The organism is Kribbella sp. NBC_00359 (genome assembly GCF_036097425.1).
Taxonomy (GTDB): Bacteria; Actinomycetota; Actinomycetes; order Propionibacteriales; family Kribbellaceae; genus Kribbella.
This window is the reverse complement of record NZ_CP107975.1, coordinates 6127332-6151193: the sequence shown is the minus strand read 5'-3', so window position 1 is coordinate 6151193 and position 23862 is coordinate 6127332. Positions and strand designations below refer to the sequence as shown.

Genomic DNA, 23862 nt, shown 5'->3' with positions numbered 1-23862 from the left:
GGTATCGGATGTGACACGCCGTCTTGACGCTGGCCTCTGGCCCAGAATATTGTTACTCTGTGTAATCGAGGGGGGTTTCACCGACCGGCCCGTTCCGGCGGGCCGGACTTGACGAAATCTAGTCGGAGGGATGAACCAGCGTGCCTAGCGAATACGCGAAGACACTGGGTGGCAAGCTACGCGCCATCCGCCAGCAGCAAGGGTTGTCGCTGCATGGCGTGGAAGAGAAGTCCAAGGGTCGCTGGAAGGCGGTCGTCGTCGGCTCGTACGAGCGCGGCGATCGAGCCGTCACGGTCCAGAAGCTCGCCGAGCTCGCCGATTTCTACGGCGTGCCGATCCGTGAGTTGCTGCCTGGTAACGCCAGCGCGGCCGCCGCGGCTGCCGCTCCTCCCCGGTTGATCCTCGACCTGGAGGCCCTGCAACACCTCGACGCGAGCGAGGCCGGTCCGCTGACGCGGTACGCGGCCACGATTCAGGCTCAGCGCGGGGACTACAACGGCAAGGTGCTGTCGATCCGTCAGGACGACATGCGGACCCTCGCCGTGATCTACGACGAGTCGCCGACGACTCTGACCGAGCGCTTCATCTCCTGGGGTGTGCTGAACCCAGAGGCGAAGGGCGACGTCGAGGAGACCGAGGCAGCCGGCGCCTGACGCCGGACGGAGGCAGCAGAGACGGTCGGGGCTCGTAGCAGCTGGCCCACGGCCGCCCGCCTCCTCGCAGTACGGAAGTACCGCACAACAGGCACCACCGAGGCCGGGGCCGTTCCCCCGCGCCACCACTGACGGGGACGCACCTGCCCGGCCCGAGACCGTACCGAGACGGTTTCGGGCCTGACTTCCCGGAGGGCTCGCCCCCCTCGTTCCTCAGCTCGAGATTTCTTCAGACGCCGAGGGTGGGCTTCAACTGCAGCAGTCTGGCCAGCAGTCCGTTGACGAACGCCGGCGACTCGTCGGTGGACAGGTCCCGCGCCATGGCCACCGCCTCGCTCACCGCGACCACGTCCGGCACCTGGTCGTCGAACAACAGCTCGTAGGTCCCGATCCGCAGGATGTTCCGGTCGACCGCGGGCATCCGGTCCAGCGACCAGCCCACCGAGTGCGTCTCCAGCAGGTCATCGATCACGTCGATGTGCTTCGCGACACCCTCGACCAGCGCCACGGTGAACTCGTTCACCGGCGGATCGTTGTCAGCCACCCGGTCGGCCAGGGTGCCGCCGACCGGCAGTCCCCTGACCTCCGACTCGAACAGCACGTCCAGTGCGCGCTTGCGGGCCTTGCTACGGGCAGACATGTTCTGTTGTCAGCTCTCTCAAAGCCTCAGGAGGTGACGCGGCCGAGGTAGTCCCCGGTGCGGGTGTCGACCTTGACCTTCTCACCAGTGGTCAGGAACAGCGGGACCTGGATGTCGTAGCCGGTCTCCAGCTTGGCCGGCTTGGTGCCGCCGCTGGAGCGGTCGCCCTGCAGACCCGGCTCGGTGTACTGCACCGTGAGCTCGACCGAGGCCGGGAGCTCGACGTACAGCGGGAGGTCGTCGTGCACGGCGACGATGGCGTCCTGGTTCTCCAGCAGGAAGTGCACGGCGTCGCCGACCACCTCGGGCTGCAGCTGCAGCTGGTCGTAGGTGCTCTTGTCCATGAACACGTACGCCGAGCCGTCGTTGTACAGGTACGTCATGTCGCGCTTGTCGACCGTGGCCACGTCGACCTTGACGTCGGCGTTGAAGGTCTTGTCGACCACCTTGCCGGACAGCACGTTCTTCAGCTTCGTCCGGACGATGGCGCCGCCCTTGCCCGGCTTGTGGTGCTGGAACCACACGACGGACCACAGCTGCCCGTCCAGGTCGAGCACCATGCCGTTCTTGAGGTCGTTCGTCGTTGCCACGCGGGTATGCCCTTCGAAATCGATCAGCGGTAACACCGGATTGTAGCGGTCACCACCGCTTTCCTCCGATTCCGCGGCGGCCGGCGGCCCTGGCGGCGACTACGCTGGCATTCCCGAGCACTACGGAGGCACCCGGTGGCCGAGTTCGCGATCTTCGTCGTCATCATGATCGTTCTCAGCGTGATCGGGAAGCTGAAGCAGCAGTCGACCAAGTCCACCGGTACGCCGAGCCCGCGGGTCCAGAAGCTGATCGAGCGGATCCAGGCGCAGCAGGGGACCGCACCGGGCAGCCAGCAGGTGGCCGCCGCGCTCGAGCAGAGCATGCAGGCCGGCCGCCAGCCGCGGCACCTGGGTGAGCGGACGTCACCCGGCCAGTCCAATCAGCTGCCGGCCAAGTCGGCCCCGCAGTACCAGCCGGCCGAGATCTGGTTGCCGGCCAATCAGCCGCCCGCGCATCGCCCGCCGCAGAACAACCTGCCCGCTCCGAAGCAGGATCTCGACGCCCGCGTGCGCGAGCTGATGCGCACCGGCCACGAGGTCGGCGCGATCCGGCTGCTCTGCGACGAGCGGGACCTGGGCATCCTCGACGCGCAGACGTACGCCCGCGCCTTGGTCGCGCCGACCGGCACCACCCCCGGCTCCCCGCAGTCCGCGGACGCCGAGCCGGACGAGGACGAGTCCCGGTACGTCGGCTCGGCCGCGTTCGCCGAGTCCATCTTCGACCTGGACCGCGAGGAGAACGTCTGGGCCAGTGGCTGGGTCGACACCGACGAGCCCGACGACCGCTCCGACATCGACGAGCTCTGGCAGACCGTCCGCAACCCGCCGCGCCCCGGAGTCACTCCGGCCAGCTGACCGTGATGTAGCTGTGCCGCCGGGCAATGTGGAATCCCGGTGGGAGCTGGTCGCCGACCGGGTGCACCTGGAACGCCGGCCCGGTACCACGCCGGTGATGGACGTCCCAGATCCGCACCTGGTCGACCATCCGATCGATCAGGTCACGTCCATCCGGGCCGTGTCCGTTGCACCCCAGCTCCACGAACGAGGCAAGGGCGCTCCGAGCCTGACGGGACGTCAGATAGGCGACGCTGTCGCGGGTCGCCACCGCTGCGGCTCCCCAGTGCGGCGTCGGCGCGACGACACCCGGTCCGTCACCGGACAGGACGCAGTACCCAGGCAGTGTGGTCGCGAGCCAGAGGTTCAGATCGAACAGCGGCTCCTCGCGGTTCACCACCACCCCTGACCAGACCCGCTCCCCGGGTTGCTCCAGCACACCGTCGTACGGATGCGCGTCGACCTCCTGATCCTCGTCGAAGCAGACGCCCACCTCGTCGCCCCTGATCGGGACGAGCCGCTCGTAGTTCGCACCGACCCCTTGCATGCAGACGAATCCGCACCACGTCATCGACCGGCTGTCCAGGTGCCCGTGCACCCGGTCGAACGCGATCGCCCGCGTCTGCCCACGCACCCGCAGCGGTACGACGATCCGCCCGCCGGGCCGAAGCTGGTCGATCCAGGCCAGCGGGATGTCCCAGGCCGTCACGGTCACCACGATCCGGTCGTACGGCGCCTGACCCGGCGCGCCGTACTCGCCGTCGGCCCGCACGACCAGGACGTCGTCGTACCCGGCCTGGTCCAGCAGTGCACGGGCCCGGGCGGTGACCTCGGGGTCGATGTCGACCGTGGTCACGGATCCCTTCGGCCCGGTCAGCTCCCGCATCAGGGCAGCGTTGTAGCCGCCGGAGCCGATCTCCAGCACCTGGTCACCCGGCTCGATCCCGGCCTGCTCGAGCATCAGCGCGACGATGCTCGGCTGCGACACCGAGCTGATCACCACGCCGGCCTGGTTCCGCTTCATCAGCACGACATCGTCGGCGTACGCGAGGTCGAGCGGCGTGTACGGGACGAACAGGTGCCGCGGCACCGTCCGGAAGGCGGCCGCCACCCGCTCGTCACGGATGGTGCCTTCGGCAACCAAATGCCGGGTGAGGGCCGCACGCAACAACTCCGCCTGGGCCGAGTCGTTGCCGGGGGGCGCCATGGCGGTCAGTCCCGTTGGTCCCCGAGCGATTCCAGCAGCGTCCGCAGCAGACCGGCGAGCTGGTCGCGCTCGGTCCCGGACAGCCCGGCGAGCAGCCGGCTCTCGGTGTCGACGTGGGTCGGCAGCACGGCATCGATCAACCGCAGCCCCTCGGCGGTCAGCGTCACCCGAACACCGCGCCCGTCGGTCTCACTCGGCGCCCGGGTGACCAGCCCGCGGGCCTCCAACCGGTCGAGCCGCTGACTGATCGCTCCGGACGTCACCATCGACGAGCGCATCAGACCGGCCGGGGTCAGGCTGTGCTCGGAGTTGCTGCGCCGCAGGGTCGCGAGAACGTCGAACGACGCCCGGTCGAGGTCGTGCCGGGCGAAGTTGCGCCGCAGCTCGCCGTCGAACAGCTGACTCAACCGGCTCAGCCGGCCGATGACGCCCATCGGCGACGCGTCCAGGTCGGGCCGCTGCTCGCTCCACTGCTCGAGCACCAGGTCGACGTGATCTGCCATCTGTCCAGCTTACGGCCAACTCGCTTAGCGGTGAGGTATTGAAAGTTGCTTAGCGCTGAGATACTTTATCTTAGTGCTAAGCAATCGAGTCACTCTTCTCCTGGTCACGGCGATCACGCCGATGCTCTGGGGCACCACGTATCTGGTCACCACCGAGCTCCTTCCACCACACCGTCCGCTGCTCGCCGCGCTGCTCCGGGCCTTGCCGGCCGGACTGCTGTTGATCGCGATCACCCGCACGCTGCCGCGCGGCAGCTGGTGGTGGCGATCGCTGGTCCTCGGCACGCTCAACATCGGGGCGTTCAACGCACTGCTGTTCATCGGCGCCTACCGGCTGCCAGGTGGCGTGGCTGCAACGGTCGGCGCGATCCAGCCGTTGCTCGTCGCGCTGCTGTCGACCGGTCTGCTGGGTCAGCGACTGTCCCTGCGGACTGTCCTCACTGCGATCGCCGGTGTGTTCGGGGTCGGCATGCTGGTCCTCCGGGCCAACGCCCAGCTCGACACCTGGGGTGTGGTCGCAGCCCTTGGTGGAGCGGTCGTCATGGCGCTGGGCGTCGTACTGAGCAAGCGGTGGACGTCGCCAGCTCCCCTGCTGGCCACCACCGGCTGGCAGCTCGTCGCCGGCGGTCTGGTGCTGCTGCCCGTCGCGTTCCTGGTCGAGGGCGCACCGCCTGCGTTCACTCTGCAGAACATCGCGGGCTACACCTACCTGACGATCATCGGCTCCGCGGTCGCGTATGCCCTCTGGTTCCGTGGCCTTCGGGAGCTGTCCCCCACCGATGTCACGTTCCTCGGGCTGCTGAGCCCGGTGACTGCCACCACCCTCGGTTGGCTGGTCCTCGACCAGCGCCTCACCACCGCCCAAGCCATCGGCGGCCTGATCGTGCTGGCCGCACTCATCAGCGCCCAGGTACGGCGAAGGACGAGGCCGAGCAGTCACGCGGCTTCGCCGTCGCCTACTGGATCCACCGTGCGACTTCCTGGCTCCACCAGCACCTCCCGGGTCACCGAAGGGGCAGGGCTCTAAGATCGGCGGGTACGACGTCCTCCACTGGGGGTGAGAGCGACGAAGCACCTGCTCCTGCAGGTCAATGTCCTTGGCCCGGCCGAGGTGATGACGGCTGCCCGGGTGCGGCTTGCGGTGCGGCAACCGCTGGCTCGGGCGTTGGCCGTGCGGCTCGCACTGGCCCGGGGTGAACCGGTTGCCGATGACATCTTGGTCCGGGATCTGTGGGCTGACGCGGACGCCGCCCGGCCGACCGCGCGGCTGCGGGTGCTGGCGTCCCGGCTGCGTGGTGCCCTCGGTGAGTTCTCGGGTGCACTCGACCGGAGTCCGGCGGGGTTCAGCCTGCGAGCCGAGCTTGCCGACCTGATCGCCGCCGAGCGCGCCCTCGCGACGATCGACGCCGTACGGCGAACTGACGACAACGCCCGCGTGTTCGCGACGGCAGCGACCGCCATCGACCTCTGGCGTGGTCAGCCACTGAGCGATCTGGACGACATCCCTTTCGTCGCACCGCAGCAGCAACGCCTGCAGTCCCTCCAACTGGATCTTCAACTGGCCTGGGTCGAGGCCGGCCTGGCTCTCGGGCACCCCGTCGGCCCCGACCTCGAACGTCTCGTCGCCGCCTACCCATTGCACGAACGCCTGGTCGGCCTGTCCGCCCTCTCACTCGCCCGCTCCGGCTGGCAAGCGGAGGCGCTCGACCGCCTCCGGAGCCTGCGCCACCAACTCGCCGACGAACTCGGCATCGACCCCGCACCGGAGACCGTCGCGATCGAGGATGACCTCCGCGGCCATCGTCCCGCGATGCCCCGGATTTCGTTGCCCACGGCAGCGAAGAGCTTCGTCGGCCGCCGGCACGAACAAGCCGAGCTGCTCAGCGGCCTCACCCGCCCGACCCTGATCACGTTGCTCGGCAACCCCGGAGCCGGCAAGACCCGGCTCGCCCGCGAGGTCGCCGCGCAAGCCGTCGGCGAGGGTCGTCCGGTCGCCTGGCTCGACCTCTCCCCACTGCACGCCGCGGACAACCTCGTCGCAGCCCTCGCCGCGGCGATCGGTGCCGACAGCAACGGTGATTCGATCGGACAGGCCGCCGAACTGCTCACCGGCGCGCTGCTCGTGGTCGACCACGCCGAACACCTCACCGCCGAGATCGGCCCGGTGATCGACGAACTGCGGGTCGAGGCCGCCAACCTGTCCATCCTCGTCACCTCGCAGCGCGCGCTCGAGCTCTCCGATGAGCACGTCCAGCGCATCGGCCCACTCCCCGCGACGGCCGCCGTCGCGCTGTTCTGCGATCGCAGTGGGGTCGAGGCAAGCCCAGCCATCGACCAGATCTGCGCCGCCGTCGACCGTCTCCCCCTCGGCATCGAGCTCGCCGCCGGCCTGACCCGAACCCTTCCCGTCCAGGAACTCGCCGACCGGATCGACGACCGCCTGCTGATCCGCGCCGCGGGACCCCGGCACGCGAGCCTCCGCGCTGCCCTCGACTGGAGCCACGAGCTGCTCGAACCACCAGTCCGTACGGCGCTTCGCCGGCTGTCCGTGTTCGCCGGGGGCTGCACGTTGGAGGCCGCCGAGGCGGTCGTCGCCGACGACGGAATCCGGGTCTATGAGGTGGCGGAGCTCCTCGCCGTACTGGTGGACCGGAGTCTGGTGACGATGGACGACGACGAGCGGTTCAGTTTGCTGGAGACTGTCCGGGAGTACGGGCACGAGCGACTGCGGGCATCCGGTGAGGAGGCCGCCGTACGGGCGCGTCATGTCACGTGGTGCGCGGGGCTGGCGAAGTTCGGTGAGCACTATGCACGGTTGAACCAGCGGTCGTCCCTGCCCGAGCCGGTGGCGGCGCGGCGGCTGCGGACCGAGGAGCCCAACCTGCTGGCCGCGCTCGACTGGTGCCTGAGCGAAGGCAACGACCCCGGGCGCGTCAGCGAGATCGTCGCGCCGCTGTCCTGGCACTGGTACTACCGCGGCATGATGGCCCAGGCCCGCGGCTGGTTGCGCGGGTCCCTCGCCATGCTCGCGCCCGGCTCACCCGAGCGCGCCGCCGCGCTGGCCGCGCTGGCGGTGCAGACCCGCTTCAGCGGTGGGTACGCCGAGGCGCGCGACATCGGCCTGGAATGCGTGGAGATCTACCGCGCGCTGGGTGACGACCGCGGACTCGCGATCGCGTTGCAAGGACTCACGCTGACCAGCCTCGGCTTGGCCGACGAGTACGCCGCCCTCGACCACGCCCACGAGACGGAGCTGCTGACGCGCCGGCTGAACTTCGGCGTACTCCTGGGTGGGGCGCTGAACTGCTCAGGCCTTGCACTCCGGCAGCTCGGGTACCCGGTCGAGGCCCGGACGATGTTCGAGGAGGCGTACTCCGTCTGGGCCGGGCTGCAGGACGACCAGGGCATGGTGATTGCCAGCGGCAACCTCGGGATCATGGACTTCCAGGCCGGCGACCTCACCGCCGCCCGGGACCGCGGCCTGCACATCCTGCGGACCGCGCGGAACGTCGGCTACTCCGTCGGCGTGCTGGACGCGTTCGGCCTGCTCGCCTCGGTCGAGGCCGCCGCCGGCCACCACGAACTGGCGGTCCGCCTGCTCGCGACCGCCGAACACCAGCGCGAGGAGATCAGCGCCCCACTGTTCATCGCCGACGAACTCGCCGCCCTCGCCACCGCCTGGACGCTGTGCCGCCAGGCCCTCGGCCCCGAAGCGGACCGCATCGCCGAGTCGGCCCGCCACCTGTCCATCGACAGCCTGGTCACCGAGCTCCTCCAGAACCACTGACCCGCTGGCCCACGCGGGGAGCGAGGGCCGGCGGGGTGGCGCTGGGTCAGATGAGGCCTTCGCGGAGGGCGTAGGCGACGGCGTGCGAGCGGTTCTTCAGTTGCAGGCGGCTGGTCACGTCGTGGAGGACGTTCTTCACCGTCCGCTCCGAGTAGGACAGCTCGCGGGCGATCTCCTGGGTGTCCTTGCCGTCGGCCACCAGCCGCAGCACCTGCGTCTCGCGGTCGGACAGCCCGGTGTGGGACAGCCCACTCGGTGCCAGCACGGGCCGCTGCATCCGCGACACCTGACCGAGCAACCTGCCCAGCAGATCCGGAGGCAGGCTGCCCTCACCCGCGGCGGCGGCCTGCAGCAGGTGCACGATGCGGTCGGCCGTCGCCTCGGTACGCCGCAGCACGCCGGACACCCCGAGCTCGACCGCGGTCATCAGCGCGTCGTCGTCGATCGTGCTGCCGATCAGCACGGTCCGGCGACACCCCCGTTGCGTTGCCGCCCGGAGGACCTGGACGGCTCCGCTGTCCAGCGAGTCGACGGCGACCAACGCGACCACTGGCGGGGCGGTGCGCTGGCCGGCCGGCTGGCTCTGCTGCAGCGCCGCCAGGTCGGCGTCGCTGATCAGGGCGATCTCGGGCCGCTGTTTGAGCGCGTGCACCAGCCCGAACTGCGACAGCGGGTCCAGCGCTTTCACCCAGACAGGTATGCCTTGTTGCGTGATCATGCTTGTCACTCCCCCAGAGCGTTGATGAACGGAACGAATCGAATCCGCAGTCACACGAACCCCCCAATCGTCGATTCGATCGTGCCGCCGGACCTTCAGCCAGCCTTCAGACCGGTGACGGCCGGTAGCAGGACCCCACGCCTAGAGTGAACCATCCACATCTCACCGGCGTCTTGCACCGGTCTCTCGGCCGCGGGTCCGCGACGTGTGCCTACACCACCTAGATGCCCGAAAGGGCAGTTTGGTTACTCCGGGAGCGTGGTGAGGGCGCGAAGCGCGAGCCGGTAGGAGTCGAGGCCGAAGCCGGCGATGGTGCCGGTGGCCACACCCGCGACGACACTGGTGTGCCGGAAGTCCTCGCGGGTGGCGGGGTTGGTGAGGTGGATCTCGATCAGCGGAGCCGTCCGCTGGGCGATGGCGTCGCGGAGTGAGTACGAGTAGTGGGTGAACGCGGCCGGGTTCAGCACCACCGGGATCCGCCCGTCGGCCGCCTCGTGCAACCAGCCGACCAGCTCGGCCTCGTCATCGGTCTGCCGCACCTCGACCTCCAGCCCGAGCTCGGCACCCGCCTTCTCGCACTCCCCCACCAACTCGGCGAACGTCGTCGACCCGTACTTCTCCGGCTCCCGGGACCCCAGCCGCCCCAAGTTGGGCCCGTTCAGCACCAGCACTCGCCTACGCACATCAGTCACCCGACCCACCCTAGAGCCCAGCGGCCAGGGAGTTGTAGGCGGTGACCGCCTCGGCGCGAGCCGTCGGGTAGTAGACGGACGCCGCGGTCCCGGAGCTCATGGCCTGCCAGTTGCGGCGGCTGAGGACCTGATGGACCGAGATCAGGCAGGCCGCGGTGATCTCCGCGCGGAGGTCATTGCCCAGGGCAACCGCCAGGGCGTGCTGGTCGCCGGAGATGAACCGCGCGAGGTGGGTCTCCAGAGCCGGAGTGGTGAAGACGAGGTTGTTGTAGGCGAGCACTGCTGGGTGGTCGTTGAGACCGGTGACCGGGTCGCGGCGGTCGAGGCCATCGAGGAAGTGGTCGCGGAGGGCCTCGATCGGGGGTGCCGCGGAGGCGTCGACCACTCTGGCGGCCTCGTGCTGGTGGTCGGCGATGCGGTGCAGGACGAGATCCTGCTTGGTCGGGAAGTACTTGAACAGGGTGGGTTTGGACACGTTCGCAGCCGCCGCGATGTCGGTGACCGAGACCTCGTCGAAACCGCGCTCGAGGAACAGCGTGATCGCCGCCTCGGAGAGGGCGTCGTGGGTCTGCTGCTTCTTGCGGGCACGGAGTCCGGTCACGGAGTCATGTTAACCTAGTCAGAAGATTGACCGAGTTAACTTTTCGGGAGCGTGATGCGGGCACTGGACGGGGAGCGCGAGTACGCCGAGCGGTGCCGGGAGGCGTTGCGGCGGATGGTGGCGGGCGCGCGCGAGAACGTGGTCGTCGGCGAGGACACCTGGGGCGATCGGTACACGGCCGAGCGACTCGGCTACTACCTCAAGACACTCGCCCGCGACCTGGGCGAGGAGGGTGACAACCCGCCGTTCTTCGGGCTGATCCGGTACGGCGCGCAGCCCGGCGCCGGGGAGCACCGTGGCCAGACGTACTACCTCGGCCGGCGGCACATCTCGGATGCGATCGGGCGCCCGCCGATGGTGATCGACTGGCGAGCCCCGGTGTCGACTGCCTTCTACCAAGCCTCCGCCGTCGAGCCGCAAGGGGTTGAGACCCGTCGCCGCTTCGGCTGGTCGGGCAACACGCTGACCAGTTTCGAGGACGAGCACCTCACGTCGGGCGCGCCGTCCGGTTCAAGCGATCTCGTACGGCGGGAGATCGAGCGAGCCCGGGTCGGTCCGATGCGCGACATCGTGGCCACGATTCAGCCGGAGCAGGACGCGCTGGTGCGGACCGAGTTGGAGGTGTCCGTCTGCATCCAAGGTGCACCTGGCACGGGGAAGACAGCGGTCGGACTGCATCGGGCCGCCTACCTTCTCTACGCACACCGGTCGCGACTGCGGCGGAACGGCGTACTCGTGCTCGGCCCCAACCGTGCCTTCCTGCACTACATCTCGGCCGTGCTGCCGACGCTCGGCGAGGTGGACGTCGAGCAGACCACCGTCGAGGAGTTGCTGGGCGGCACGATCCGGAGCATCGACGAGCCGGAGGTGGCCGCGATCAAGCACGATCCGCGGATGGCCGACGTACTACGGAACGCGGTGTACGGGCGGATCGGGCGGCCGGACCAGGCGGTGGTCGTGGCTGACGGATCGTACAAGTGGCGGGTCAATCAGCACGAGTTCGACGAGATGGTGGTCGAGGCGCGGGCGGATGCCACGGCGTACCTGATGGGTCGGGAGCGAGTGACCGCTCGGATCGTCGCCGCGCTGCAGCGTCAGGCGGAAGCACGCGGTCAGAACTGCAACGCTGTCTGGCTCCGGGCGATGGCACGAGCCGCGAAGCCGGCGGTCGAAGCCGTGTGGCCGAACGTCAAGGCCGACGAGATCCTGGCCGAGCTACTCAGCCACCCGGATCAGCGGGCGACCGCCGCGGACGGCATCCTCACCACGGAAGAGCAGAAGGCCATCGCGTGGCCTCGACCGCGGAAGGCGAAGAGCGCACGCTGGACCGCGGCGGACGCCGTCCTGCTCGATGAGGTGAGCGCCCTCCTCGAACGCGGGCAGACCTACGGCCACGTGATCGTCGACGAAGCGCAGGACCTCTCCCCCATGCAGTGCCGCGCGATCGCCCGCCGCAGCGAGCACGGCTCGATCACCGTGCTCGGCGACCTGGCGCAAGGTACGACGACCTGGGCGGCCGGCGACTGGGAGACACAGCTGACGCACCTCGGGAAGCCGTCGGCCGAGGTGGTCGCGCTCACCACCGGGTACCGCGTGCCGGCCGCCGTGGTGGAGATCGCCAACCGGCTGCTGAAGCCGCTCGGCGTCTCGGTGCCGCCGACCACTTCGTTCCGTTCCGACGGGCGACTGACGATCACGCGGGTCGACGATCTCCCGTCGGCCTGCGTGACCGCCGTCCAAGCAGCACTCGCGTACGACGGCTCGATCGGCGTGATCACCGCGGACCACCACAGCGCGACCGTGGCCGATGCGCTCAAGGCGGCCGGAATCGAATCCGTCCCGCCGGACGGCGACGGCCGGGTGGCCGTCGTACCGTCAAGTCTGGCCAAGGGACTCGAGTACGACCACGTGATCGCCGTCGAACCGGCCGAGATCGTCAGCGCCGAGCCCCGCGGCCTGAACCGCCTCTACGTTGTGCTGACCCGGGCCGTCTCCCGGCTCGACGTCCTGCACACCCGCGACCTGCCGAGCGAACTGACTTACCAGGGCGCGCCCGGGCCGCCCATGCGCTCGGCATAGCTCGTCCCTCGGGTCAGCTCACCGCGACGGATCGGCTTGTCGGTGAAGGCGGACGCGTAGATGGCGGCAGCCAACTCGACAGTGTTGCGAGCTTCGACGAGGGTCACCGGCGCCGGTGCCCCCGTGGTCAGAGCGTCGAGAACCGCGGCCAGTTGGGCAGCGTGCCCGCTCGCAACATCAGGGAGATCGGTGGACCAGGCATCGGTCACCGACTCCTGGCCAGGTGCCGCGGTGATCGTCCAATCGGGGTTCTTGTAGCCGTAGAGATGTTCCAGCTCGACGGTTGCGTTCTCGTAGTCGAAGCGGAGCTGGGACGTCTGACGCGGTGACACGAGGGAGTTGACGACCGAGGCGACGGCGCCGTTCTCGAAGGTGACCAGTGCCATCGACACGTCCTCGGTCTGCGTCGGCCGTGCCTGCCGGGCCGCGAGCGCGGTCACCTTCTCCCACGGGCCGAGGATCGACAGCAGCAGGTCGTACTGATGGATCCCGTGCCCCATCGTCGGGCCGCCGCCCTCGACCTCGAAGGTCCCCCGCCACGGCACCGCGAAGTACGCGTCGTCGCGGTACCAGGTGGTGTTGCACAAGGCAACCAATGGCCGGCCGAGAACGCCGTCGGCCACCAGCTCGCGCAACCGCACCGCCCCGGACCCGAACCGATGCTGGAAGATGCAGGCAACCTGAGCGGACGACGCGCTCTCCGCCTCGAGCAACGCGTCGAGCTCGTCGAGCGACAGCGTTGGCGGCTTCTCCACCAGGACGTCGACATCCGCCGCCAGGCACTCGGCGGCCAACGGTACGTGTGAGCTGGGCGGCGTACACAGGTGGACGAGGTCGACGCCGCCGGCCGCGAGCAGCTCGGTCAGGCTCGGGTACACCGCGGGGATGTCCCACTTGGTCGCGAAGTCCTTCGCCCGGTCGAGGTCGACGTCGACCGCGGCGACCAGCTCGGCGCGCTCGGGCAGCGACGTGACCGCCTTGGCGTGGGAGTTGGCGATGCCGCCGGTGCCGACGATTGCGATCCGGTGCTTGCTGTCAGACATGCAGCCCCTCAGGTCGGAAAGCCCTTTCCAACTATCCTTGAGGGGTTTGCACCGATGTACAAGGCCTGGTCCAGCAGGTGACCGTTTCCGGCCAGGTTCAGCTGATCTCGGCGTACGCCGCGACGAGCAGGCTCGGGTCCGGGGCCTCGAGGATCGTCGGCTTGGCCAGGGCGTCGAGGATGACGAAGCGGAGCCGGTCGGCCCGGGTCTTCTTGTCGAGCTTCATCGCGTCCTGGAGCTGCGGCCAGGCGTCGGCCCGGTAGCCGACCGGGAGGCCGAGGGATTCGAGTACGGCGCGATGGCGGTCAGCGGTCGCGTCGTCGAGCCGGCCGGCCGCGCGGGCCAGCTCGGCGACGAAGATCATGCCGATGCTGATCGCGGCACCGTGCCGCCACTTGTACCGCTCGACCCGCTCGATCGCGTGGCCGAGTGTGTGCCCGTAGTTCAGCGCCTCCCGGCCGATCCGTCCTCCGGCGGTGGTGGTCCGCTCACGCAGATCCGCGCCGACCGTATCGGCCTTGACCTGGATGGACCGGGCGATCAGTTCCTCGGTCGCGTCGTACGACGGACTCGTCGCGCCGGCCGGATCCTTCTCGACCAGGTCGAGGATCATCGGGTCCGCGATGAACCCGCACTTCACCACTTCGGCGAGGCCGCTGACATAGTCGTTGCGAGGCAGCGTCTCCAGCGCGGCGAGGTCGCACAGCACGCCGGCCGGCTCCCAGAACGCGCCGACCAGGTTCTTGCCCTCGGCGGTGTTGATTCCCGTCTTCCCGCCGACCGCCGCGTCGACCATCCCGAGGAGCGTCGTCGGGATGTGCACGACCTTCACCCCGCGCAGCCAGGTCGCGGCGACGAAGCCGGCCAGGTCGGTCGTCGTACCGCCGCCGATGCTCACGATCGCGTCGGAGCGGGTGAAGCCGGCCTGACCGAGCACCGACCAGCAGTAGGCCAGCACCTCGGCGGTCTTCGCGTCCTCGGCGTCCGGGATCTCGATCGCGTGCGCGGTGTACCCGGAGGCGGTCAGGTCGTCGCGGATCGCGTCGCCGCTGGTCCGCAGCGCGCGCGGGTGGACGACGGCGACCCGCTGCACGCCGTCGCCCAGCAGGCCCGGCAGTTCACCGAGCAGGTTGTTGCCGATGACAACGTCGTACGGCGCGGCCGCGGCGACGCGGATCCGGGTCGGCTCGCCGCTCACCCGCGGGCTCCGAGCTGACTGAGGATCTCGTCGGTGATCTGCTCAGGGGTCTTGTCGTCCGTCGTCACAGTCAGCTTGGCGACCTCGACATACAGCGGTCGCCGGGCCTCCATCAGGTTGCGCAGCTGAGTCCTGACGTTGCCCAGCAGCAACGGCCGCGCGACGCCGAGACCGACGCGCTTCGCCGCCTCGCCGACGCTGACGTCGAGGAAGACCACGGTCTGGCCGGCCAGATCCGCACGAGTGTCCGGGTCGAGGATCGCACCACCGCCCAGCGACAACACTTCGCCGGAGTCGGCGAGCGCGGCCACGATCGCAGCTCGCTCCAGCGCACGGAAGTCTGCTTCGCCCGAGTCGACGAAGATGTCCGAGATCGGCTTGCCCGCAGCGGTTTCGACATCGGTGTCGGTGTCGCGGTGCCGGGCGTGCAGCCGCTCCGACAGCAGTGCGGCGACGGTCGACTTGCCCGATCCGGGCGGCCCGACGAGAACGACGAGAGGACTCACTGCTCGGCCCACTCCCGCGGCGTGATGGTAGTCGGCAGGCTGGCCAGGTACGCCTTGTGGTTGCGCGCGGACTCGGCCACCGAGTCGCCGCCGAACTTCTCCAGCGCGACGTCGGCCAGCACCAGCGCGACCATCGCCTCGGCCACGATGCCCGCGGCCGGTACGGCGCAGACGTCGGAGCGCTGGTGATGCGCGGACGCGGCCTCGCCGGTCGTGGTGTCGATCGTGCGGAGCGCGCGCGGCACGGTGGCGATCGGCTTCATCGCGGCCCGGACCCGGAGCGTCTCGCCGGTGCTCATACCGCCCTCGGTGCCACCCGATCGGCCGCTGGCCCGGCGGATGGTGCCGTCCTCGGCGACGATCTCGTCGTGTGCCTGCGACCCCGGCGTGCGGGCGAGCTCGAACCCGTCGCCGAGCTCGACGCCCTTGATCGCCTGGATGCCCATCAGCGCACCGGCCAGCTTGGAGTCGAGCCGGCGGTCCCAGTGCACGTAGCTGCCGAGGCCTGGCGGGAGTCCGTCCACGACCACCTCGACCACGCCGCCGAGCGTGTCGCCGGCCTTCTGGGCGGCGTCGATCTCGGCGACCATCGCCTTGCTCGCGTCCGTGTCCAGGCAGCGCACCGGATCCGCGTCCAGCTTCTCGACATCGGCGTACGTCGGGATCACGCCGTACGGCGCCTTGACGGTTCCGAGCTCGACGACGTGGCTGACGATCGTCACGCCGTACGCCTGCCGGAGGAACCGGGCCGCGACCTCACCGAGGGCGACCCGGGCCGCGGTCTCGCGGGCGCTGGCGCGCTCCAGGACTGGGCGGGCCTCGTCGAAGCCGTACTTCTGCATGCCGGCCAGGTCGGCATGTCCGGGCCGCGGGCGGGTCAGCGGAGCGTTGCGGGCCAGGTCAGCCAGTGTTGCCGGGTCGACCGGGTCCGCACTCATCACCTGCTCCCACTTCGGCCACTCAGTGTTGCCGACCTGGATCGCCACCGGGCTCCCGAGCGTGAGTCCGTGCCGGAACCCGCCGAGGAATGTCACCTCGTCCCGCTCGAACTTCATCCGAGCCCCGCGGCCGTACCCCAGCCGACGACGAGCCAGGGCATCGGCCACGTCATCAGTGGTGACCTCAACCCCGGCGGGAAGACCTTCAAGTACGGCGACGAGCGCTTGTCCGTGCGACTCGCCGGCAGTAAGCCAGCGCAGCATGCCGCGATTCTTTCACGCCCATCCCACCCCCCAGACGCCGGTCTCAGTCCCCGAAGGGATTCAGGAGCCGTACGCCGGTCCGCTCCACGTCGGAGTGGTTCCGGGTGACGAACGTCCAGTCGTGGACGAGCGCGGTCGCGGCCATCAGCCCGTCGACCAGCGGCAAGGGGGCCGTCGCGTTCAGACGACCCCAGGTCTCGGCGACTTCGAGCGACACCGGAACGATGCGATCCGCGTATCCACGGACCAGGCGCTGCCGCCAGTCCTCGATCACGGCCGCCTGCTGCGGGTCCCGCGCGGCGAGCCGCTCGACGCCCTGCTTGATCTCTCCGACGACCAGGACGCTCAGGTACAGCTGACTCGACCGGACCGAGCCGAGCCAATCCGCGGCGCCGGCGTCCGGAGACTTCTTCCGGAACTCCGACACCACGTTGGTGTCGAGCAGAAAGCTCACTCGAACTCGACCTGCCGCACCGGAGCCGTCGAGCGCTCGATCTCGAGCATGCTCAGATCCGGAGCCGAGGCCAGGAAGTGCTTGAAGTCCACCAGTTCCACTCCCGTCATCCGCCGGTAGTCCACGATGTCCAGCACCACGGCGACCTGCTGCCCGTGCTTCGTCACGAACTGCGGACCATCCGTCTGAACGGCGCGGATCAACTCACTGAAATGCTGTTTCGCCTCTTGCAGCTGCCACTGTCCAGCCGTCACCGTCATCACCCATCACCTCGGGAAACAGTCTAGACAGACTGGACAGAATCACTCAAGTCAGTGGCAGGTTTCTGGGGGCTGGGTGGGGCCGGTGCGGAGGGTGAGGACGGCGTTGAAGGTTTTGACGATGGGTGAGTTGTGGCCGGAGGTCGAGGCGGTGGCTGCTTGACCGCCCGCGATCGCGGCGCCCGTGAGGGCGGTGGTGGCGAGCGCCGCCACGGCCACGCGCCCGGCGGTACGACGGAATGCGGGGGTCATCATGCGCTCCTCGACGGATCGGTTCCTTCTTATCAACGACCGTAGAAGCCGGAGGCTCTGGGCGAACTGGCTCTGGAACCCGTCTTGGGGTAGCGCTGGCACCACCGTCGCTAGGGTTCTGGCATGCATCGGGAGGCGGAAGAGACGTGGCGGGCGCGGGTTCGCGGGAGTCTGCTGGGCGGGGCGATCGGGGACGCGCTGGGTGGGCCGGTCGAGTTCCAGGACGGCAGGTCGATCGTGGCCGAGCACCCGGATCGGCTCCGGACCTTCGTCTCCGGACCGGCGGGGTGGCCGCCGGGGACGATCACCGACGACACGCAGATGACGCTGTTCACTGTCGAAGGGCTGATCCGGGCCGGCGTCCGGACCGATCGCGGCCTCGGCTTCACGGTGGCGGTGGTGCAGCACGCGTACGACCGCTGGCTGGACACACAGACCCAGCCCGGGCCGACTGGCGAGCGGGACGGCTGGCTGCAGGCCGAGCAGTGGCTGTACGCCCGGCGAGCACCGGGTACGACGTGCCTCAACGCGCTGACGGAAGCACGCAAGGGTGAGCCCCGGATCCCGCAGTTCGGCGCGGAGGCCGTCAACGACTCCAAGGGCTGTGGCGGTGTGATGCGGGTAGCGCCGTTCGGACTGCTGCCGGCCATGTTCCCGACCGACTGGGTCTTCGACTCGGCCGCGACCGCCGCGGGCTACACGCACGGCCACCCGACCGGCAAGCTCGCCGCCGGCACCTTGGCCGCGATCGTCCACGAGATCTGCGGCGGCGCCACCCTCGATACGGCCCTCGACACCGCTACCGCCCTGCTCGTGCAGCACCCGAACCACGAGGAGACCAGTACGACGCTCTCCTTCGCGCGCCACCTGGCAGCGACAGAGGCCGGGCGCGGACCGGTGACAGTCGAGCGGCTAGGCGGTGGCTGGGTCGCTGAAGAGGCGCTGGCGATCGCTGTCTACGCGGCCCTCGCCTACCCCGCGCCGGAGCAGTTCCTGGACGCCCTCGCGCTGGCGGTGACGCACTCCGGCGACAGCGACTCCACCGGCGCCATCTGCGGGAACATCCTCGGCGCCCTCCACGGTGAGACGGCTCTGCCGCCGGAGCTCGTCTTCACCGTCGAGGGTCGCCCTGTCATCCTCCAACTGGCCGACGACTTCGCACTGGAGTTCACCGAGGCCTCCAAGCGGCTGCACGGCGACTACGGACCACACACCACCTGGATCACCCGCTACCCGGGCTGGTGACGGAGTCCGCGGGTCGGCTATCCGACGTACAACCGCTCGAGCGGTGCGCCCAGGAACACGCCGGCCAAGGCGCCGACCAGCATGAAAGGGCCGAAGGGGACCATCTGTTTGCGGGTCATCACCTTGCCCACGATCAGTACGATCCCGACGATCGCGCCGAGGAAGAATCCGCCGTACAGGCCGCTGGCGAACTCACCCCAGCCGAGCCAGCCGAGCGCGAGCCCGAGGAGCCCGGACAGCCGGACGTCGCCGAACCCGACCCCGCGCGGAAACGCGAACCAGAGCACGTAGAACACGGCGAACCCGATCGCCCCCGCAAGCACCGCCCGCCGCAGCGCCCCCCAGTCCCCCGACACCACCGCGGCGCCGAGCAGCGCGAGCCCGACCACCGCGTACGTCGGCCAGATGATCACCGACGGCAGAAACCGGGTCCGCGCGTCGATGTACCCGAGCACCGCCCCGGCGACCGCCAGCAACAACCACGCCGGCAGCACGGCCGACATTCCGAGCATCAGCCCCAGCAGTCCTCCGGACACCGCGGCCAGGCCGCCACACCAGTACGCCGCCTGCCGACCGGCCAGCGCGGCGTACGGGACCTTCGTCTCGCCCTCCTCCAGCACCGGCTCGGGGATGCTCCGCAGCAGCAAGGGGCCGAGCACGTACGCCGAGACGCCGCAGAAGAGCACGCCGATCCCGGCGGCGAGCAACGCGTTGTCAGCTGGCACGATCCAGGAGCCTAGACGATTTCGGCCCGCGGCTACGCCCGTCCTGTGGATGAACGCCGGACGAGCACCCTGGCGATCACCGCCGCACCGGCACCGATCAGCAGCATGCCACCGAGGAGCACGCCGATCGTGCTCCACAGGCCGTCGTTCTCGGTGACGTACTCGACCCGCTGGAACCCGTCGTCGGTCGCCGCCGGCGCGAAGGTGAAGTCGTCGGTGATCCGGCCCGGATCGCGATAGGTGACCGTGAACGCGGTCAGATAGTCGGCCGGCTTCGCCAGTGCGTCGTCCTCGACCCGGCCGGCGAACAGCAGGTCCGGTTTCACGTCCGCGTCCGGCAGTTTGGTGGCGTCGACGCGATGCGCTGCCGCGACGTACACGGTGACCGTCTGCGCGGTGGACGCGCCCTTGCTCAACCGCATCGGGTACACGATCCGGTCCGACGCGAACGTCAGCCGCAACGGCGGCGTCGCTCCACTCAGGCTCTCGCCGTCCCGCTGTGGCGCGAGTTTCACGGCGACGATCTCCCACTTCTCCGTCAGGTACGGCGTGAGGTTCGCGGCCAGCGTGGCCGGTACGACGTACCCGTTCGTGCGGAGCCAGTCCGTCACCGCGGATCCGCTCGAGCCACCCAGCCGCGCGACCTGGAAGGGCCCGAGCACCATCTGCTGCCGCACGCTGACCCCGCCGGCCGGCGCCGCGGCGGCAAGGGGGTCGCCACTGCCCATGATCCCGAGGTCCCGGAACGGCCAGTAGGTCTTGCGAATCACGGTCTTGGGCCGCGTCATCCGGTCCAGCCGAGAGAACACGTCGTCGTCACCGAGCTCGACCTTGGCCGCGGCCGGCACCGGCATGATCCAGGCCGCCTTCTTCGACGAGCCGTTGATCGCCATCGACAGCGTGATCTTCTCGGTCCCCGCGTCGTGCTGGACCAGCGCGTTCTCGCCGAACGCACGAGCGCGCGACTGTGCGTCCGGCAGATAGCCGCCGCACGCGCACGCCCAGGCGGGCGTCACACCGGCCGCGACGAATCCGGCAACCAGCACTCCTGCGACGACCCGCCAAAGCTTCACGGCGGGAGACTATCTAGGTCAGGGTGTAAGCGGTGTGGAAGAAGCCGGTCGGGTCGTACTTCTTCTTGACCGTCTGCAGCCGGGCCAGGCTCGTGCCGTAGTAGGTGCTGACGGAGCGACCGGCCTCGAGATAGTTCACGTATCCGCCGGCCGAGTACTTCGCGACCGCGCGGTGCCCGTTGGTGATGAAGGTCTGCGCGGGTTTGAGCTGCGCGGTGGTCGGGTGCGCGACCGTGCCGGCGTACCACTGGATCACGCCGAGCGCCGTCCGCCACGGCCAGGACGAGCCGCCGGTCGGCTGCTTGGCCGCCTGCCCGCCGAGCGGGTCGATGATCGCCGACGCAGGGGTCCTGGCTCGCGCCGCCGCCTTCACGGCGCCGATCATCGCGGTGATCGTGGCCGCATCCATCGGGCCTTTGAGCACGTCGGAACCGGCCAGGAACCCGGTCCGCGGGCTGGTCGTGCCGCCGCCGAGGTACACGACCGCCTCCATCGACGTCTTGACGGTGATCGAACTGCTGGCGGCCCTGACCCCGACGAACGACTGCAGTTGGGCGGCCGCCGCCGACGCGTTGCCGGTGGTGGAGATGCCGAGCACGTGGACCGAGAGCGTTCCGTTGCTGTTGGCATCGATGTGCAGGTTGCCCCAGGAGGTGATCGGCGCGGACTGCGCGAACCGCTGCCAGCCACGGACGACGGCCGGCGCCTGCGCCTCGGTCCACGTCAGGCGGAAGAACCCGATGTTCGCCGCCGGAATCGTCGCGAACCGGAACGAGGTGACGACGCCCAGGTTCCCGCCGCCGCTCCCTCGGAGCGCCCAGAAGAGGTCCGAATCCGCGGACGCACTGACATTGTGCGATGCGCCGTCCGCGGTGTACACGCCCATCGAGAGGATCCGGTCGCAGGTCAGTCCGAAGGCGCGGGTGTGGATGCCCTCGCCGCCACCCAGGGCGAGTCCGGCGACACCGACGGTCGGGCAGGTGCCCGTCGGCAGCGAACGCCCGTACTTGTTGAGGAAAACGTGGACGTCGTACAGGCGGGCGCCAGCGCCGACGGTCAGGACGCCGTTCGAGTAGCTCATCGAGTCGAGCGCGCCGACGTCGACCATCATGCCCTTGCTGATCGTGGATGCGCCGACGTACGAGTGACCGCCGCTCTTCGGCACCAGCACCAGCTTGTTCCCGCGGGCGAACTCAATCGCTCGCTGCACATCCGCGGTGGTCGCGGCCTTCACCACGGCGGCGGGCTGGACCGAGTCCCAGCGGGGGTTGAAGAGCTGGTGTGAGGCCGCGTAGCCGGCGGACGCGGGCAGGTAGAGCCGGCCCTTCAGCGAGCGGGCGAAGCTGTTCCAGTTCGGCACTGCCGCGGACCCACTCGGTGGGGTCTCGGCTGGATCGGACGGGGTGATGGACTCCGTCGGCGTCGACGATGGCGTTGTCCGGGTCGCGGACGGCGCGGACGTCGTCGGCGTACTGGACGCACTCGCACTGCTCGTCGTCGGATCGACCGTCGCGTCCGGATCGTTCGTGTCCGAGCAACCGGCCAACGAGACAACGGCGACAGCACCGCCGGCTCTCAGCAGAGTACGGCGGTCAAGGTGACTCACGATCCCCGAGCTCCTCACGAGCGGCTGCCCTCATGGCCGCCAGAGGTGCGGGCGACTTTCCGGTCATCATCCCCACTTGGAGCGTAGCTTGATGCACGAGCAGGTCAAGACCGTTCAACAGCTCGGTACCGATCCGGTGGGCCGCGATCGCGAGCCGGGTCGGCCACGGGTGGTAGGCGACGTCGAACACCACCGGCGCGACGCCTGCGAAGTGCTCGGCCCACGGGTCGACGGCGCCGCCGGGCAGCGTCGAAACGCACAGATCGAACCCACCGATCTGCTCGACCTGGGTGAAGTCCGCGACCGAGGTCCGCAGCCCGAGCTCTGCCGCCAGGTCCCGCAGCCGCTCGGCCTTGGCGACGTCCCGCACGACGACAGTCACCTCTGTGACCATCATCGCGCGCAACGCCGCCAACGTGGACGCGGCGGTCGCACCGCCACCGAGCACGACGGCCGTATCGGCCGCGGTGATGCCGTGCTCGGCGAATGCGTTCACCAGCCCCGGTACGTCGGTGTTGTGCGCGGACCGTGATCCGTCCGGCTCGAACAGCATCGTGTTCGCCGCGCCGATCAGCTCCGCGACCGGATCGACGGTGTCGACCAGGTCGAGCGCCACCCGCTTCAACGGCATGGTCAGCGACAACCCGCGGACGTCCTCGCCGAGGGTCGCCACGAAGCCGCGGAGCTCGTCCTCCTCGACCTCGAACGCGTCGTACTGCCAGTCCAGACCGAGCGCGGCATACGCGGCCCGGTGCATCGCCGGAGACAACGAGTGCGCAATCGGCGACCCGAGCACGGCGCAACGGGTCATTAGCAGCGGCCCTTATGGCCCGCGCACCAGGTCTGCAGCTTCTTCACGTTCTGCATGTGCTCTTCCGGTGTGCTCGCAAACGCCGTCTCACCGGTGTCGAGGTTGATCAGCGTGAAGTAGAGCCACGTCCCCTGCGCCGGGTTGATGGCCGCCCGCAGGGTCTCCTTGGTCGGCGAGTTGATCGGCGTCGGCGGGAGGCCCTTGTTCTTGTAGGTGTTGTACTGCGAGTCCATCTCGCGCTGCTCGGGCGTCGTGAACACCCCGCCGTCCTTGCCGACGACGTAGTGGATGGTCGAGTCCATCTGGAGCTTCATCCCGACCCGGAGCCGGTTGTAGATCACCCGGGCGACCTTGGCGTAGTCCTGCGGGCGGTTCGTCTCGGCGCCGATGATGCTGGCGACGATCACCGCCTGGTACGGGTCCAGCTTCTTGCGCTGCGCGGTCTTCACCAGGTCGAGCTCGGCCGCGTTCTTCGCGTACTGCGCCGTCATCAGCTTCAGCATCGTGTACGCCGTCGCACCCTTCGGCACGTCGTACGTCCCCGGGTACAGGAAGCCCTCGGCGTTGTTGTGCGCGTACGCCGGCAACCCGAGCGCGGCGGGCTTCGCCAGCGCGCCCGCTGCGGCGCCTGGCGGCAGCTTCAGCTTCGACTTCTGTAAGGTCTCGCTGACCTCGGCCTTGGTCAGGCCGGACCGGAAACTGATCCGGGCGATCAGGATCGACTTGGCGGTGTCCAGCATCAGGTCGAGCGCGGCCTTGGCGGACATCTGCTTGTGCAGCGTATAGGTGCCGGCCTGGATCTGAAGCGAGCGCGAGTCGGCCTTGGCCACCTTCTCGAACGCGCGGGCGCTCTTCACCACGCCCTTCTTCTCCAGCGTGTCCGCGATCGAGGCGGCCGCCTGACCCTTGGCGATCTCGACGACCACCGTCTCCTTGCTGCCGGTGCCGGAGTAGTCCGGCGCGGCGAACATCTGCTCGATCGCGTCCTTGCCCTTGCCGAACCCGATCACCGCGCCCGCGATCAGGGCGCCGACCACCAGCAGCGAGATCAGGCCGGCGAAGCAGCCGAACGCGCGCCGGCCGCGGGCCTTGCGCCGGTTCGCCCGGCGCTCGACCCGGGTCTCCGGGCGTAACCCGAGCCCGGAGCCGAGGTCGTCGCTCTCGCTCAGCTCTTCGTCCAACG

25 protein-coding genes are annotated in these 23862 nt (G+C 69.4%); 6 read left to right on the top strand and 19 right to left on the bottom strand.

Annotated features, from left to right (window positions below; all coding sequences use genetic code 11):
• The first annotated feature begins 140 nt into the window (after positions 1–140).
• A complete protein-coding gene (gene bldD / locus OG876_RS30110) occupies positions 141–653 on the top strand; it encodes a transcriptional regulator BldD (RefSeq protein WP_328520028.1) in 513 nt (170 codons plus the stop codon).
• 229 nt (positions 654–882) lie between these two features.
• Here the strand turns inward: bldD and nusB are convergent, their stop codons facing one another.
• Together nusB and efp are read right to left on the bottom strand one after the other, a co-directional pair.
• The gene (gene nusB, locus OG876_RS30105; RefSeq protein ID WP_328520027.1) at positions 883–1293 is read right to left on the bottom strand and encodes a transcription antitermination factor NusB; all 411 of its coding nucleotides are present in this window, start codon (positions 1291–1293) and stop codon (positions 883–885) included.
• 26 nt (positions 1294–1319) lie between these two features.
• Positions 1320–1883, bottom strand: coding sequence for an elongation factor P (gene efp, locus OG876_RS30100; protein WP_405067392.1), 564 nt, complete (start codon positions 1881–1883; stop codon positions 1320–1322).
• 135 nt (positions 1884–2018) lie between these two features.
• Here efp and OG876_RS30095 point away from each other — a divergent pair, with 135 nt between their 5' ends.
• Complete coding sequence (locus tag OG876_RS30095; protein WP_328520026.1) at positions 2019–2738, top strand: hypothetical protein; 720 nt, start codon at positions 2019–2021, stop codon at positions 2736–2738.
• On the opposite strand, the gene fxlM is transcribed toward OG876_RS30095, so the two are convergent.
• Positions 2722–3924: a methyltransferase, FxLD system gene (gene fxlM, locus OG876_RS30090; RefSeq protein ID WP_328520025.1), complete on the bottom strand. Its 1203-nt coding sequence runs from the start codon at positions 3922–3924 to the stop codon at positions 2722–2724. The two genes, OG876_RS30095 and fxlM, sit on opposite strands and share 17 nt — an antisense overlap.
• 5 nt (positions 3925–3929) lie before the next feature.
• On the bottom strand, positions 3930–4427 hold the full coding sequence (locus OG876_RS30085; RefSeq protein ID WP_328520024.1) for a MarR family winged helix-turn-helix transcriptional regulator: 498 nt from the start codon (positions 4425–4427) through the stop codon (positions 3930–3932).
• A gap of 73 nt (positions 4428–4500) precedes the next feature.
• Here OG876_RS30085 and OG876_RS30080 point away from each other — a divergent pair, with 73 nt between their 5' ends.
• The gene (locus OG876_RS30080; protein ID WP_328520023.1) at positions 4501–5454 is read left to right on the top strand and encodes an EamA family transporter; all 954 of its coding nucleotides are present in this window, start codon (positions 4501–4503) and stop codon (positions 5452–5454) included.
• A 30-nt stretch (positions 5455–5484) separates the two neighbouring features.
• Positions 5485–8214, top strand: coding sequence for an ATP-binding protein (locus OG876_RS30075; protein WP_328520022.1), 2730 nt, complete (start codon positions 5485–5487; stop codon positions 8212–8214).
• A gap of 46 nt (positions 8215–8260) precedes the next feature.
• Here the strand turns inward: OG876_RS30075 and OG876_RS30070 are convergent, their stop codons facing one another.
• The 3 genes from OG876_RS30070 to OG876_RS30060 form a co-directional block, all read right to left on the bottom strand.
• The gene (locus OG876_RS30070; protein WP_328520021.1) at positions 8261–8932 is read right to left on the bottom strand and encodes a response regulator transcription factor; all 672 of its coding nucleotides are present in this window, start codon (positions 8930–8932) and stop codon (positions 8261–8263) included.
• Positions 8933–9177: 245 nt separating this feature from the next.
• Positions 9178–9615, bottom strand: a complete 438-nt coding sequence (aroQ, locus tag OG876_RS30065) for a type II 3-dehydroquinate dehydratase (protein ID WP_328526982.1) — start codon at positions 9613–9615, stop codon at positions 9178–9180.
• A gap of 19 nt (positions 9616–9634) precedes the next feature.
• Complete coding sequence (locus OG876_RS30060; RefSeq protein WP_328520020.1) at positions 9635–10225, bottom strand: TetR/AcrR family transcriptional regulator; 591 nt, start codon at positions 10223–10225, stop codon at positions 9635–9637.
• Between the two features lie 54 nt (positions 10226–10279).
• On the opposite strand from OG876_RS30060, the gene OG876_RS30055 reads away from it, so the two are divergent.
• Positions 10280–12304 carry a HelD family protein gene (locus OG876_RS30055; protein WP_328520019.1) on the top strand — a complete coding sequence of 675 codons (2025 nt, stop codon included), beginning with the start codon at positions 10280–10282 and terminating at the stop codon, positions 12302–12304.
• On the opposite strand, the gene OG876_RS30050 is transcribed toward OG876_RS30055, so the two are convergent.
• The 7 genes from OG876_RS30050 to OG876_RS30020 all read right to left on the bottom strand — a co-directional run bounded on the left by OG876_RS30050 (position 12265) and on the right by OG876_RS30020 (position 17219).
• Entirely contained in the window at positions 12265–13347 is a 1083-nt protein-coding gene (locus OG876_RS30050; RefSeq protein WP_328520018.1) for a Gfo/Idh/MocA family protein, read from the bottom strand. The two genes, OG876_RS30055 and OG876_RS30050, sit on opposite strands and share 40 nt — an antisense overlap.
• 97 nt (positions 13348–13444) lie before the next feature.
• Entirely contained in the window at positions 13445–14545 is a 1101-nt protein-coding gene (gene aroB / locus OG876_RS30045) for a 3-dehydroquinate synthase (protein ID WP_328520017.1), read from the bottom strand.
• Entirely contained in the window at positions 14542–15051 is a 510-nt protein-coding gene (locus tag OG876_RS30040) for a shikimate kinase (protein WP_328520016.1), read from the bottom strand. The genes aroB and OG876_RS30040 overlap by 4 nt, the downstream gene beginning before the upstream one ends.
• Positions 15048–16253, bottom strand: a complete 1206-nt coding sequence (gene aroC, locus OG876_RS30035; protein WP_328520015.1) for a chorismate synthase — start codon at positions 16251–16253, stop codon at positions 15048–15050. The genes OG876_RS30040 and aroC overlap by 4 nt, the downstream gene beginning before the upstream one ends.
• 43 nt (positions 16254–16296) lie before the next feature.
• Positions 16297–16707, bottom strand: a complete 411-nt coding sequence (locus tag OG876_RS30030) for a type II toxin-antitoxin system VapC family toxin (protein ID WP_328520014.1) — start codon at positions 16705–16707, stop codon at positions 16297–16299.
• Positions 16704–16967, bottom strand: a complete 264-nt coding sequence (locus tag OG876_RS30025) for a type II toxin-antitoxin system Phd/YefM family antitoxin (RefSeq protein ID WP_328520013.1) — start codon at positions 16965–16967, stop codon at positions 16704–16706. The genes OG876_RS30030 and OG876_RS30025 overlap by 4 nt, the downstream gene beginning before the upstream one ends.
• Before the next feature lie 51 nt (positions 16968–17018).
• A complete protein-coding gene (locus OG876_RS30020; RefSeq protein WP_328520012.1) occupies positions 17019–17219 on the bottom strand; it encodes a hypothetical protein in 201 nt (66 codons plus the stop codon).
• A 123-nt stretch (positions 17220–17342) separates the two neighbouring features.
• Here OG876_RS30020 and OG876_RS30015 point away from each other — a divergent pair, with 123 nt between their 5' ends.
• Positions 17343–18464, top strand: a complete 1122-nt coding sequence (locus OG876_RS30015; RefSeq protein ID WP_328520011.1) for an ADP-ribosylglycohydrolase family protein — start codon at positions 17343–17345, stop codon at positions 18462–18464.
• Between the two features lie 17 nt (positions 18465–18481).
• Here the strand turns inward: OG876_RS30015 and OG876_RS30010 are convergent, their stop codons facing one another.
• Genes OG876_RS30010 through mltG form a run of 5 tightly spaced genes read right to left on the bottom strand, consistent with a single transcriptional unit; the run spans position 18482 to position 23860 of the window.
• The gene (locus OG876_RS30010) at positions 18482–19189 is read right to left on the bottom strand and encodes an A24 family peptidase (RefSeq protein ID WP_328520010.1); all 708 of its coding nucleotides are present in this window, start codon (positions 19187–19189) and stop codon (positions 18482–18484) included.
• Positions 19190–19221: 32 nt separating this feature from the next.
• Complete coding sequence (locus OG876_RS30005; protein WP_328520009.1) at positions 19222–20262, bottom strand: DUF2330 domain-containing protein; 1041 nt, start codon at positions 20260–20262, stop codon at positions 19222–19224.
• Positions 20263–20275: 13 nt separating this feature from the next.
• Positions 20276–21868: an FAD-dependent oxidoreductase gene (locus tag OG876_RS30000; protein ID WP_328520008.1), complete on the bottom strand. Its 1593-nt coding sequence runs from the start codon at positions 21866–21868 to the stop codon at positions 20276–20278.
• A complete protein-coding gene (locus OG876_RS29995; RefSeq protein WP_442914037.1) occupies positions 21855–22679 on the bottom strand; it encodes a shikimate dehydrogenase in 825 nt (274 codons plus the stop codon). Before OG876_RS29995 ends, OG876_RS30000 begins: the two co-directional genes overlap by 14 nt.
• The gene (gene mltG, locus OG876_RS29990; RefSeq protein ID WP_328520006.1) at positions 22679–23860 is read right to left on the bottom strand and encodes an endolytic transglycosylase MltG; all 1182 of its coding nucleotides are present in this window, start codon (positions 23858–23860) and stop codon (positions 22679–22681) included. Before mltG ends, OG876_RS29995 begins: the two co-directional genes overlap by 1 nt.
• Between the last annotated feature and the right edge of the window lie 2 nt (positions 23861–23862).

Excerpts from the sequence above, each read along its gene's own strand:
- nusB (WP_328520027.1), bottom strand. The coding sequence starts at position 1,293 with ATGTCTGCCCGTAGCAAGGCCCGCAAGCGCGCACTGGACGTGCTGTTC.
- OG876_RS30050 (WP_328520018.1), bottom strand. The coding sequence starts at position 13,347 with ATGTCTGACAGCAAGCACCGGATCGCAATCGTCGGCACCGGCGGCATC.
- OG876_RS30025 (WP_328520013.1), bottom strand. The coding sequence starts at position 16,967 with ATGACGGTGACGGCTGGACAGTGGCAGCTGCAAGAGGCGAAACAGCAT.
- OG876_RS30020 (WP_328520012.1), bottom strand. The coding sequence starts at position 17,219 with ATGACCCCCGCATTCCGTCGTACCGCCGGGCGCGTGGCCGTGGCGGCG.
- OG876_RS30070 (WP_328520021.1), bottom strand. The coding sequence starts at position 8,932 with ATGATCACGCAACAAGGCATACCTGTCTGGGTGAAAGCGCTGGACCCG.
- OG876_RS30015 (WP_328520011.1), top strand. The coding sequence starts at position 17,343 with ATGCATCGGGAGGCGGAAGAGACGTGGCGGGCGCGGGTTCGCGGGAGT.
- fxlM (WP_328520025.1), bottom strand. The coding sequence starts at position 3,924 with ATGGCGCCCCCCGGCAACGACTCGGCCCAGGCGGAGTTGTTGCGTGCG.
- OG876_RS30085 (WP_328520024.1), bottom strand. The coding sequence starts at position 4,427 with ATGGCAGATCACGTCGACCTGGTGCTCGAGCAGTGGAGCGAGCAGCGG.
- OG876_RS30055 (WP_328520019.1), top strand. The coding sequence starts at position 10,280 with ATGCGGGCACTGGACGGGGAGCGCGAGTACGCCGAGCGGTGCCGGGAG.
- aroC (WP_328520015.1), bottom strand. The coding sequence starts at position 16,253 with ATGCTGCGCTGGCTTACTGCCGGCGAGTCGCACGGACAAGCGCTCGTC.
- OG876_RS29995 (WP_442914037.1), bottom strand. The coding sequence starts at position 22,679 with ATGACCCGTTGCGCCGTGCTCGGGTCGCCGATTGCGCACTCGTTGTCT.